At 46.3% G+C, this 12,556-nt stretch carries 11 protein-coding genes and 1 riboswitch; of the genes, 4 read left to right on the forward strand and 7 right to left on the reverse strand.

The window, feature by feature from the left end:
* Window positions 1-16 precede the first annotated feature (16 nt).
* Complete coding sequence (locus C2755_RS09740) at window positions 17-838, reverse strand: SDR family oxidoreductase (protein WP_215321143.1); 822 nt, start codon at window positions 836-838, stop codon at window positions 17-19.
* Between the two features lie 25 nt (window positions 839-863).
* Here C2755_RS09740 and C2755_RS09745 point away from each other — a divergent pair, with 25 nt between their 5' ends.
* Window positions 864-2,051, forward strand: a complete 1,188-nt coding sequence (locus C2755_RS09745) for a class I SAM-dependent methyltransferase (RefSeq protein WP_215321144.1) — start codon at window positions 864-866, stop codon at window positions 2,049-2,051.
* A gap of 9 nt (window positions 2,052-2,060) precedes the next feature.
* On the opposite strand, the gene C2755_RS09750 is transcribed toward C2755_RS09745, so the two are convergent.
* Genes C2755_RS09750 through C2755_RS09760 form a run of 3 tightly spaced genes read right to left on the reverse strand, consistent with a single transcriptional unit; the run spans window position 2,061 to window position 6,094 of the window.
* Window positions 2,061-3,191 (reverse strand): polynucleotide adenylyltransferase, encoded by a 1,131-nt coding sequence (locus C2755_RS09750; protein WP_215321145.1) that lies wholly within the window; start codon window positions 3,189-3,191, stop codon window positions 2,061-2,063.
* Complete coding sequence (locus tag C2755_RS09755; protein ID WP_215321146.1) at window positions 3,191-4,099, reverse strand: complex I NDUFA9 subunit family protein; 909 nt, start codon at window positions 4,097-4,099, stop codon at window positions 3,191-3,193. The genes C2755_RS09750 and C2755_RS09755 overlap by 1 nt, the downstream gene beginning before the upstream one ends.
* Window positions 4,100-4,135: 36 nt before the next feature.
* Window positions 4,136-6,094, reverse strand: coding sequence for a transglycosylase SLT domain-containing protein (locus C2755_RS09760; RefSeq protein WP_215321147.1), 1,959 nt, complete (start codon window positions 6,092-6,094; stop codon window positions 4,136-4,138).
* A gap of 93 nt (window positions 6,095-6,187) precedes the next feature.
* On the opposite strand from C2755_RS09760, the gene C2755_RS09765 reads away from it, so the two are divergent.
* Entirely contained in the window at window positions 6,188-6,805 is a 618-nt protein-coding gene (locus tag C2755_RS09765; protein WP_251368475.1) for a 5-formyltetrahydrofolate cyclo-ligase, read from the forward strand.
* A 1-nt stretch (window position 6,806) separates the two neighbouring features.
* Here C2755_RS09765 and metF read toward each other — a convergent pair whose 3' ends face one another.
* The 3 genes from metF to metK form a co-directional block, all read right to left on the reverse strand.
* A complete protein-coding gene (metF, locus tag C2755_RS09770; protein ID WP_215321149.1) occupies window positions 6,807-7,637 on the reverse strand; it encodes a methylenetetrahydrofolate reductase [NAD(P)H] in 831 nt (276 codons plus the stop codon).
* Between the two features lie 31 nt (window positions 7,638-7,668).
* Entirely contained in the window at window positions 7,669-9,114 is a 1,446-nt protein-coding gene (gene ahcY, locus C2755_RS09775) for an adenosylhomocysteinase (protein WP_215322366.1), read from the reverse strand.
* Window positions 9,115-9,175: 61 nt separating this feature from the next.
* Window positions 9,176-9,288, reverse strand: a riboswitch (S-adenosyl-L-homocysteine riboswitch).
* Between the two features lie 67 nt (window positions 9,289-9,355).
* Window positions 9,356-10,522: a methionine adenosyltransferase gene (gene metK, locus C2755_RS09780; RefSeq protein ID WP_215321150.1), complete on the reverse strand. Its 1,167-nt coding sequence runs from the start codon at window positions 10,520-10,522 to the stop codon at window positions 9,356-9,358.
* 203 nt (window positions 10,523-10,725) lie between these two features.
* On the opposite strand from metK, the gene C2755_RS09785 reads away from it, so the two are divergent.
* A complete protein-coding gene (locus C2755_RS09785; RefSeq protein ID WP_215321151.1) occupies window positions 10,726-11,586 on the forward strand; it encodes a lysophospholipid acyltransferase family protein in 861 nt (286 codons plus the stop codon).
* Window positions 11,587-11,609: 23 nt separating this feature from the next.
* Entirely contained in the window at window positions 11,610-12,509 is a 900-nt protein-coding gene (locus C2755_RS09790) for a lipid A biosynthesis acyltransferase (protein ID WP_215321152.1), read from the forward strand.
* Window positions 12,510-12,556: the final 47 nt, after the last annotated feature.

The raw sequence follows: 12,556 nt of genomic DNA on the forward strand, positions 1-12,556 counted from the left end.
TTGCTTTTTAAAATACTTAATTAGTTTTGAACATCACATCACGTGATGATGGCAATAAATGTTGCCCGCCGTCTACATATAAGGTAGTTCCGGTGATGGCACTAGAGTCAGCCAAAAATACGGCTGCCTTTGCAATATCTGCAGGCGATGAGGATCTACCTAGCGGCGTCATTTGATGGGTCTTGGAAAAACCATCCATTGTTTGATCACCTGATGGCAAAGAGATTCCGGGCGCTAATCCAACGACTCTTAGATGAGGCGCAAAATCCATTGCCAATAATTCAACGGAAGAAAGTAACGCTGCTTTAGACAATGTGTAAGACAAATAATCTGGATTAGGGTTAATCAACTTTTGATCTAGCAATTGAATTACTACTGGAATCAATGCTGAGATCGTATCGGATGTATTTGGCTTACTTTTTTGAAACTCAAACATCATCTGAGACAACAAAATTGGTGTAGTCAAATTGACTTGCATATGGTCTTGCAAACTTTTCCCACTTAACGGGGTGCTGGAGTTGGCGCGGTCATATTCAAAGATAGACGCGCTATTTACTAAGCAGACCAAATTAGGGAATGTCTTGCTAATAGCTAAAAAAAGATTTTTAGTGGCGACCTCATCAGCCAAGTCCGCCTGGAAAGCTTGGGCTTTCACACCCATCATTTCGATTTCTCTGACAGTTTCTTGGGCCTCCTGCTCAGATCGCCCATAATGAACGGCAACATCCCAGCCCTGACGGGCAAACTGCAAGGCAATTTCGCGACCTAGACGCTTTGCGGCGCCAGTCACTAAAACTGCTTTTCCTTGCTGGGATAGGGGCTTTGAACTAGGGTTCAATTAAATTCTCTTAGACTAGCGAGCTATGGATATTACCTTGACCAGCCTTGAAACGGAGCATAGTGCTCTTCTAAAGGGCAAAATAGCCTCTCAAATCGCCCTAAAGGGCGGCTGGCTGCCATTCTCTCGCTATATGGAGATGGCTTTATATGAGCCCGGAATGGGTTATTACAGCGCTGGCGCTCACAAACTAGGTGCCGGCGGCGATTTCACTACTGCCCCGGAATTAAGCCCCCTCTTTGGCGCAGCTATTTGCTCTACTCTCTTGCCAGTGCTCGAGGGGTTAAGGGGAAAAGGTCTTCCCACTCAACTCCTAGAGTTTGGCGCCGGGACGGGCAAGCTCGCCACTTCAATACTCACTCGTCTTAATGATCTCGGCTTTCATTTGGATCGCTACGACATTATCGAAATTTCACCTGACTTAGCCCAGAGACAACAAGAAAGAATTGGAGGCTCCGTTGGGCTACTCAATCTTAAGACGCAATGCAATTGGTTAACGGAGTTGCCTGAAAATTTCAAAGGCATCATTCTGGCCAATGAAGTGATCGATGCCATTCCTTGTGATGCCATCATTTATCAAAATGGATTTTGGTATTGGTACGGTGTTGCATTTGAAAACGATAAGCTCATTTGGAGGGCAGGCTTGCCAGTCGAGCAACAACTACTTCCTAAAGGCCTTCTCAGCGGCAACTTCTCAGAAGGCTATATCACTGAACTACACGCGCCAGCAAATGCATGGATGCAACAGGTTGCAAAACATTTAGATGCCGGCCTATTCCTCACGTTTGACTATGGCTTTCCAGAAAGCGAGTATTACCACCAGCAAAGACTTGAAGGCACCTTAATGGCCCACCATCGCCATCATGCAATTCAAGATCCATTTCATCTACCTGGTCTTTGCGATTTAACAACGCACGTTGAATGGTCCCAAATTGCTCGTAGCGCGTTGGCTGAAAATGTGGATGATGTATACCTTACCAACCAGGCTGCGTATCTATTAGATGCTGGCATTGGTGACATTGCTTTAGAAATTGGCGACCCAAGTGATCCAGAAACCTTCCTGCCGATCTCCAATTCTTTGCAAAAATTATTGTCTGAAGCAGAGATGGGCGAACTCTTTAAAGCTTTTGCATTTTCAAAGAAATTAGAAAGTTTGCTACCGGGATATGTACTCGAAGATCTGCCGGGCCTACGCGGCAGAAATAGGCTGTAGGCGCTCGTTTTAAGAAGCTAGAGCCATAGTAATTGCAGACAACCTGGCAGATTCAAATGCGCTGCCAATCCGCTCGCCGTTGGATCGATCTTCTGCAGCTACGCCAGCAATAATTTCGGCGGTATTGATGGCTTGAGTAGTACGCATTGCATTGGTCAAAGGGGAAACAGGCATTCCCAATTTGTCCGCAAGATTCAAAAGTGCTTGGGCTCGATCTGGCTTACGCCAAACATCTGCACGGTTGAACCAAGCTAAAACATCTACTGCCTGATAAGCAGTATCGGAATATTTCTTGACCAAGACCCTCAGATCGCTGAATATTTCACTGAAATCTCGCACATCAATTGGCATGCGTACACATTCAGCCCATGAACGAATTTCATTTGCAGGTAAATTCATTAAGACAATTGCGCAGCGCTCTTCAATACTATTTCCAGCTAAGGAAAAACAGACGATGAGCTCTTCGCGAAACGATTCCTCAGACAGCTCGGCAGTCAATCTAGGCGCCAATACTGTTTTGGCTGCGTCAGCATCTAATAAGACTTGAAACAAGCGCATCGGCCTAGAGGCAACCAAGCCTCTAGCCAGCTCCTGCCAAATACGCTCTGCGGATAAAGCATTTAACTCACCTGATTGAGCGATCGCTTTTAAAGCACTGAGCGTTTCAGCAGCAACACTAAATTCGGGGAAGCGCGCAGCAAAGCGAGCAATACGCAAGAGACGCAATGGATCTTCTGCAAATGCATCTGACACGTGACGAAATACTTTGGCAGCTAAATCTTCTTGGCCGTTATAAGGATCAATAATCGGCCCAAATGGCTTTCCATCAGCACCTACTTCTTGCGCCATCGCATTGATTGTTAAATCACGACGCTCTAAGTCTTGTTCCAGAGTGACGGAAGGATCGGCATGGAAGTTAAAGCCTTTATAGCCCTTACCAGTCTTGCGCTCAGTGCGCGCCAGTGCATATTCAGCCTGCGTCTCTGGATGCAAAAACACTGGGAAATCTTTGCCCACCGGACGAAAGCCCTTAGCAATCATCTCTTCTACGCTGGAGCCCACCACAACATAATCAATGTCGTGCACAGGCAAACCCATGAGGGTGTCCCTAATGGCTCCGCCTACTGCGTAGATTTTCATTACTGCATACCCTCTAGGCTGCGACGACTCATTTTGAATACTTCCAGCAACGCATCAACGCCATTCACTGGCAAAGTATTGGGCACTTGCATAGAGGCAATATTGTCACGCGACATCAATGTAGGGCCGGGCAAATATTCAAATGCCAATGCTTGCAGATAACCCACAAAAGCTGGTACAGGAATAATGAGGCACGAGGTTTTAGCCTTACTTGCAGCAAACTCAACAATCTCTTTCATGGTGTAAACCGTTGGGCCAACTAAGTCATAGGAATGACGAATTGTTTGAGGCATCGATAAGGATTTAACAAATGCACTTGCAACATCATCTACGCTCACCGGTTGAAACTGCGCCTGGGAATTGGCTAAAGGCATGGCCGGAAATAACTTAGTCAACTTAGAAAACAAATTAATAAATTGATCTTGGGCGCCAAAGATGACAGAAGGTCTAAAGATGGTCCAATCTAAATTGCTGGCCTTCACTGCAGCCTCGCCATCACCTTTGCTGCGCTGATACATCGATGGGCCATGAGAATCGGCACCCAATGCACTCATATGTAAGTAGCGTTTTAAGCCATGCAACTGCATTGCGGTAATAATATTTTTAGGAAGCTCCACATGGGCAGCCTTAAATACTTTTCCATAAGGCTTGGCAGGCTTATCGTGTAGCACGCCGACCAAATTGATCACAGCACCATTTTGCTTAATGCGCCCACAAAGGCTCTGCAGCTCATCAAACTCATGAACATCAGCCTCTTCGACGTGTACCTGGGGCAACATACGCAATTCACGTGCAGCACCCAAATGACCCGTTGGAACCAGCGCGGAATAACCAGCTAGCTGAAGCTGTGCAGCAATTACACGCCCCACAAATCCATTGCCCCCGATTAAAAGGATGTCATATTTCATAAGAAGCTTTCTTTGCTTAGCTAGGTGATTGATTGTTTAAGGAAGCTCAGATTGAGTAGCAGCCTTCGGTGTAATGACACCCAAGCGCTGCTTTAAAGATTGCGGCTGACCACTCATCACCGATGAATAGTAATTTGCATTAGAGAGTACGTTCTTCACGTATACACGTGTCTCAGTAAATGGAATAGTTTCAGCAAAAATAGCCCCCTCTGTTGGGCCAGATAATTTTTCCCGCCAAGCCTTTGAACGCGAAGGGCCTGCGTTATAGGCTGCGGAAGCCAAAACCCAAGATCCATCTAAATCGATCAAAACCATATTGAGGTAATTACTACCTAAAGTTAAATTGGTATTCGTATCGCTCAATTTGTCATTGGTGTAATTGGCCATCCCAATTTTCTTGGCTACGTACTTTGCAGTATTCGGCATCACCTGCATTAAGCCAGAAGCACCCACAGAAGAGGCAGCATTCATAATGAAGCGCGACTCTTGACGGATCAAGCCATAAGCCCATGCAAGATTGAGATCAATTTGGCGCGCAATCGGAGATAGCTCCTCTTTGTACGGAGTTGGGTAGCGCAAGCTAAAGTCGTGCTCTTGCTTGGTACGATCGGCAGTGTTGACGACGCGGTCATATAAATTGATTCGCTTTGCATACTCGGCAGCGGCCAACAATTGCTTGTCAGTCATATTGCGTAATTCCCAATTCCACTCACGATTACCCTCAAATCGAAGATTCATGGCATATAAGCGTTCGCCCCGAATAAAGCCTTTGCGGCTGGCCATCGCATCTATCTCCTGCTCAGTCACTTTCGTTTTAGCAGGCGCATTATTGGATTTTCCTAATTCTTCGCGCGCAAGCTGGCCATAAAAATTGTATTGGTCAGCAATCATTTCAAAACTGTCTTTAGCCTTTGCATCTTGGCCTTCGGCCTTTAATGCACGACCATACCAATAGGTCCATGCGGGATCTTTAGCACGCACTGCCAGGTTCATGCCATCAATCGCATTTTTAATTAAGGTCCAATCTTTAGCACGCAAGCCTGCGCGCACTTTCCACTCTTGTGACTCGACTGAAAGAAGCTCGTTATAGCCTAGCTCTTGTTGCAAGCGGTAGGCATCATCCGCATTAGGATCTAATTTCTTGGCTAAAAATTGTCCAATCACGCCCCAAGCAACGGCCTGGTTTTCTTTGCTATAGCGTGAAGCGTTTTGAGAAAAGTCGCGATAGGCCTTTGCTGGATCAGCCTTTGCAGCTTTAACAATATCGGCTATCGGATCTTCACCACCAAGACGTCGTGCCATGGTGTCGTAGCCTTTCTCACTCGCCGCACGCCCAATAGCTTTGGCCTCACTTGGGGATATACCACCTGCAGCAACTAAAGATGGAACCAATTCTTGGCATGCTTGTCCAAAATAGCTTGGGTCCAATAACACTGCTCGTGCATCAATGGCTAATTTAGCTGGGTTTTCGCCTTGAGATAATTTAGATAACAAGGAATAGCACTTCACTTGTGTATCGTCATCCAATACAAACTTAGCGTACTCCACATCAAAGCGTGCCCAGTCTCTACGCTTACCCAAAACCAATAACCAATCATTACGCATACGGTCAGCCAATGCTGTACCTTGATATTGATTTAAGAATGCGACTACTTGAGCATCTGCGCCATAGTCATTACGTGCACCGCCAGCACCATCAAATAATTGCGGCTTGATTCGGAAGTAGGCTACATAGTCATCAAATGGGTAATTAGCCAAATTAGATGAAAGTTGCTGCGTACGAAATACATCATTCTTTTTTGCAGCTTCGCGCAAATCGATAAATATCCGATCGGTATCGGTAATTTCAGCAGGGGCTACCTTGCTTTCATAAGACTTAGGCAAGCTTGGCTTCTTCAGCTTTTCGGCATAGGAATTGAACGCGCCTAGGGCTAGGCCCAAAACCAGAATTTTGGCCCATCCAAGGTATTTGCTGTTTACTGTTACAAACTTCATTCTTCCAATCCAACCCTATCTCTATTTGCAAGGCTAGAGGCCTGGCAGCACTTGATTACTATATTCTTTAATTTTCGCCTGATAATGGTCGATATGCACGGTAATTCACCAAAAACTCTTCGCCAGGATTTATTAAAACAACGCAAAGAATTTACTTCTGGGAATAGCTACGCCTATGCAAAAGCAGGTCTAATTGCAGGTCTCAATCATTTTTTAGTCGATGAGGGCAAATCCATTCACTCAATCGCCCTTTATTGGCCCATTCAAGATGAAATTGATTTACGCCCAACTTTATTAAGCTGGATGAAGAATACCCCACAGCGTCGCTTAGCACTGCCCTATGCGCGTCCAGATAAGCATCTTGATTTCTACGAGTGGCAAGAGGGGGATGCATTAATTCCAAGCGCGCACGGCGTGCCTGAGCCCAGTCCAGAAAACACCGCCAGGCCACAACTTATTCCTGACTGCATCCTAATTCCGTGCGTAGGCTGGTCTAGCTCTGTTGTGAGCGGAAAAGCAAACTACTGGCGACTAGGCTATGGCGGCGGGTATTTTGATCGAACCCTAGCCCAACTACGAAAAGATAATCCAAGCCTCATTTGCATGGGGATTGGATTTGATTGGCAAAAATTAGATGATTCTCAATGGGCCGCTCAAACACATGACGAGCCCTTGGATATGCTATTGACGGAGTCTGGCTTACTTAGTTGATTTACTTCGTTAAGTCCAAATTGTCTGCAATCGCTAAAACTGCATCAGCCTGATTTAGCGAGTAGAAATGAATGCCAGGTGCACCGGCAGTTAACAACTGATCACACAAGTCGGTCACTACTTCTTCACCAAATGCACGAATAGACACAATGTCATCACCGTAAGATTGAAGACGTAAACGAATCCAGCGTGGAATTTCTGCGCCACAGGCATCAGAGAATCGCAATAATTGGCTGCTATTGGTAATCGGCATAATGCCAGCAATGATTGGCTGTGTAACGCCTAATTCATAAGCCTCATCTACGAAGCGGAAGTAAGCATCGCTGTTGTAAAAATACTGGGTAACCGCAGAGTTAGCGCCCGCCTTCATCTTTTGCACAAAGAAATCGATATCACTAGCAGGCGACTTTGCCTGTGGATGCGTTTCTGGATAAGCAGCTACATCAATATGAAACCAATCGCCTGTTTCTGTGCGAATAAATTCAACCAATTCATTGGCATGATGAAACTCACCATACTGACCCATGCCAGATGGCAAATCACCGCGTAAAGCCACAATGCGTTTCACACCTAAGGCTTGATATTGCTTGAGCATCTCGCGCACGCTTTCACGTGAGCTACCGACACAAGACAAATGGGGAGCAACAGCTGCACCAGCAGCATGAATATCGCTCACCACTTTTAATGTGCCAGACTGAGTAGAGCCACCGGCACCAAAGGTCACGGAATAAAAGGCGGGCTTGAGCGTTTCAGAAAAACGCTCGCGCACCAGGTGCAACTTACTCTCACCTTCAGGTGTTTTTGGAGGAAAGAATTCGACGCTTAATTCCATGATTTTGGGCCTAGGTTTCTATGTGACTGGATTAATAACGATAGTGGTCAGCCTTGTATGGGCCTTCCTTCGTTACGCCAATGTAAGAAGCTTGCTGATCAGACAACACTGTTAACTCTGCATTCAGAGTCTTGAGCTGTAAACGGGCAACCTTCTCATCCAAATGCTTAGGCAATGTGTAAACGCCGACTGGGTATTTATCTGTACCGACTGCATTCCACAATTCGATTTGAGCAATCACTTGGTTTGCAAATGAAGAGCTCATTACGTATGAAGGATGTCCTGTACCGCAACCAAGGTTAACCAAGCGACCTTTGGCCAAAATGATGATGCGCTTTTCAGGCTTGCCATTAGCGGCTGGGAAAATCACATGGTCAACTTGTGGCTTGATCTCTTCCCACTTGTATTTCTCAATACCAGCAACATCAATCTCATTATCAAAGTGGCCAATGTTACAAACGATAGCTTGATTCTTCATCTTAGCCATGTGGTCATGTGTAATCACATGATAGTTGCCCGTTGCAGAAACAAAAATGTCCGCTTTATCAGCAGCGTAATCCATCGTCACAACACGGTAGCCTTCCATTGCAGCTTGCAATGCGCAGATTGGATCTACTTCAGTCACCCAAACCTGAGCTGATAAAGCGCGCAATGCTTGGGCTGAGCCCTTACCCACGTCGCCATAACCGCAAACTACAGCAACCTTACCGGCCACCATTACGTCAGTAGCGCGCTTAATTGCATCAACCAAGGACTCGCGGCAACCATAGAGATTATCGAACTTGCTCTTGGTAACAGAGTCATTTACGTTGATTGCAGGGAACTTCAAGTCGCCCTTAGCAAACATTTGATACAGGCGATGTACGCCAGTAGTGGTTTCTTCTGTAACGCCTTTAACTTTTTCTAAGCGTGTTGAATACCAAGTTGGATCTTGCTCTAATTTTTTCTTAATGGCTGCGAACAAAATAGTTTCTTCTTCGCTAGTTGGATTATTCAAGCAAGCTTGATCTTTCTCAGCGCGTGCACCAAGGTGCAACAACAAAGTAGCATCGCCGCCATCATCCAAAATCATATTGGTGTAGCCGCCATCAGCCCACTCAAAAATGCGGTGAGTAAAGTCCCAATACTGCTCAAGGGTTTCGCCCTTGATCGCAAATACTGGCGTGCCATTAGCAGCGATTGCAGCGGCAGCATGGTCTTGTGTAGAGAAAATATTGCAAGACGCCCATTGAACTTCAGCACCGAGCGCTTCAAGCGTCTCGATCAATACCGCAGTTTGAATAGTCATGTGCAAAGAGCCAGTAATGCGTGCGCCACGCAATGGCTGTTGTGCAGCAAATTCATCGCGAATGGCAATCAAGCCAGGCATCTCAGTTTCAGCAATAGCGATTTCTTTGCGGCCAAAGTCAGCCAAAGAAATATCAGCAATTGCGCAACGAGTTGCAACAAAGTTATTTAAGTCAGTTACGGTATTCATTAATGCTCCAGCTAAATACGATCCAATGCTGGAGTAGAAACTCGCTAGCCATTGAATCATGGGTTAGCGAGCGCGGTTGCAATTAGCAAACTCCGGGGGTTACCTTAGAGCCCACTCCCTTCAAGCCTGGGGAAGTGCTGGGTCTCAGCATTCCTTGCAACGCTCCTTGAAGGTATGCCGTAATTGTAAACAATTACGGCATATTTCGCCTCAATACACCTACAAACTGCGTATTTCCTGCTTACAGGCCTGCTGCGGCACGTAATGCTGCTGCTTTATCTGTTTGCTCCCAAGTAAATTCTGGCTCTTCACGACCAAAGTGGCCATAAGCAGCAGTCTTTTTATAAATTGGGCGCAAGAGATTCAACATCTTCACAATACCTTTTGGACGCAAGTCAAAGTGCTCAGAAACCAATTGAGCAATCTTCTCATCCGAAATCTTGCCAGTACCAAAAGTGCTCACCATCACTGAAGTTGGTTTAGCAACACCAATCGCGTAAGAGATCTGAATCAAGCACTTGCTTGCCAAACCAGCAGCAACCACATTCTTCGCAACATAACGTCCAGCGTATGCAGCAGAGCGGTCAACCTTAGATGGATCTTTACCAGAGAATGCGCCGCCGCCGTGAGGGGCTGCACCACCGTAGGTGTCCACAATAATTTTGCGGCCAGTTAAACCACAATCGCCCTGTGGGCCGCCGATAACAAAACGTCCAGTTGGGTTTACCAAAAAATTAATCGCGCCTTTGATCAAATGCTTAGGCAATACTGGTTTGATAATTTCTTCGATTACTGCTTCACGTAATTTTTCGAGAGAAATTTCTTCATCGTGTTGAGTAGACAGCACAACAGTATCAATAGAATCAGGCTTGCCATCCACATAACGCAAGGTCACCTGTGACTTCGCATCAGGACGCAACCAGTTCAAACGGCCATCGCGACGCAACTGTGATTGACGCTCAACCAAGCGGTGTGATAAGTGAATTGGCAAAGGCATGAGCTCAGCAGTTTCATCACAAGCGTAACCAAACATGAGGCCTTGGTCACCAGCGCCTTGGTCCAAGCCGTCATCATGCGCTTTATCAACGCCTTGAGCGATATCAGGGCTTTGCTTGTCGTAAGCAACCAATACTGCACAACCTTTGTAGTCGATGCCGTAGTCAGTGTTGTCATAACCAATTTCACGCAAAGTGTTGCGAGCAACTTGGATGTAGTCAACATTGGCGTCAGTAGTAATTTCACCAGCCAAAACCACCAAGCCGGTGTTGCACAAAGTTTCCGCTGCAACACGTGCAGTAGGATCTTGAGCCAAAATGGCATCGAGAATCGAATCAGAGATTTGGTCTGCTACTTTATCGGGGTGACCTTCAGAAACAGATTCTGAGGTGAAGAAGTAATCATTTGCCATTGCATATTCCTTTAATAATTAACACGATCATTGGGACAACTCGACGTGCCAGGAACTACAACGGCGACGCTTTAGCAGAATTTATGAATCGCCCTGCAAGTTGCCTTAACTCAGCGATGAAGCAATTTTATCTGAAAAGTACTTAATTCAGCAAATCAACCTGAAATCCACACACTCAGAGCGGCATTGAATATCATTAGGGGGTGCGAAAACTCCTTCTCAAGCTCTGCCTTAATGCGATTGCCGTGCTTCCTCTTGCGCTTGTGCAAGTGATTGGGGCCTGTTTAGGCATGTTGGCTTACCTTGGCTCCAAGCAATATCGCTCACTCTTTAGACCCCAATACGAAGCGGTAGTTGATGCACGGGGTCTGACATTCAAGCTTTGGGATGCAGTAAGAGCCTCTGGAATGCTGTTTTCAGACAGCTTGTGGATTTGGCGCAACCCTGCAAAAGCACTGAAATTAGTGGAAGTGCAAAACTGGGATGTGGTTGAAGCGGCGATCGGCGAAGGGCATGGCTTAGTGATGCTGACCCCTCACCTCGGTGGCTTTGAGATCATTCCACGTGTTCTCGCACAGCATTTCCCAGCAACGATTCTCTATCGACCTTCACGCCAAGAATGGCTCAATGAAGTAGTGGAAGAAGGCCGCGCCTATCCAAATATGCATTTCGTGCCGACCAACCTCAATGGCGTGCGCCAAATGACTAGAGCGCTCACCCGAGGCCAAGCGATTGGCATTCTTCCAGATCAAGTGCCCAGTGGTGGCGAAGGTGTTTGGGTCCCATTCTTTGGGCGTCCTGCTTACACAACGCCACTACCAGCGCGTCTAGCTAATCGGAATAACACGCCAGTAGTCATGTTTACCGCTAAGCGCAAAGGTATTGGCCAAGGATGGCTCATGCAGGCTAATCGCCTTGTGCCTTTATCTGAGGATGCCAATCTTGCCGCTGCAGAACTCAACGTTGCAATTGAAAATGCAGTTCTGGTCGCGCCAGAACAATTCATTTGGTCATACAACCGCTATAAGCATCCTGCCGGTGCAGAATTGCCCCCAAGCAATTAAATAAATTCGCTATCATTTTTGAAATGACCTGGTTACAAAACCTCTTCAATTTTTTGGCGCTCAGTCTTTTGCGCCTCTTTGCCTTCCTGCCTTATACGATTACCGTCCATGTGGGCTATGGCCTGGGCTGGCTTGCTGCCCATACCCCAAATAGCCGCACCCACGTAGTGAAAACCAATTTACGCCTGTGCTTTCCCAATCTCAGCGAAAAAGCAATTGATGATCTGGCGACTGAGCACTGGAAATTATTTGGCCGCAGCGTATTAGAGAGAAGTCGCATCTGGTTGGGTAGTGGCAAACAAATTACCGATATCGTCACCATTGCATCAGCGATTACTTTGGGAGATCGCAAGCCACGCCTACTGATTAATCCACACTTTGTTGGACTTGAAGGCGGCTTCATGGCACTTTCCGTCTTAGCCAATCAACACGACTGGCCACGTGGCGCAGGACTTTATCAAAATATGAAGAACCCATTCTTCAATCAAAAAATGATTGAGTGGAGAAATCGCTTTGGCGGAAAGTCCATTGAGCGACAGAGCCGCTTACGTGACCTGATTCGTGAAATTCAAACAGGCAACTTTATTTTCATCGCCCCCGATATTGACTTGGGTCCACGTGACTCTATCTTTGTGCCCTTCTTTGGCATACAGACCAACACCATTACCTCAGTCTCCCGCCTGGCAAGACTCAGTGGCGCTGAAGTATGTTTAATGACAACTACCTTAAACAAAGACCGCAAGGGCTATACCTGCCATATTAGTGAGCCATTGCCAAACTTCCCTAGCGATGATGTTGAAAAAGATACTGCTCGCCTAAATCGATATATCGAGGAACTTGTTCGAGAAAGACCAGCAGAGTACTATTGGGTTCATAAGCGTTTTAAACACAGGCCTGAAGGCGAACCTAGTCTTTACGATTAAACGGAAATATTTTGAGCACCAATACTAACAATCCAGCACGCAAGCTA

It is taken from the genome of Polynucleobacter sp. MWH-S4W17, assembly GCF_018687535.1.
GTDB lineage: Bacteria > Pseudomonadota > Gammaproteobacteria > Burkholderiales > Burkholderiaceae > Polynucleobacter.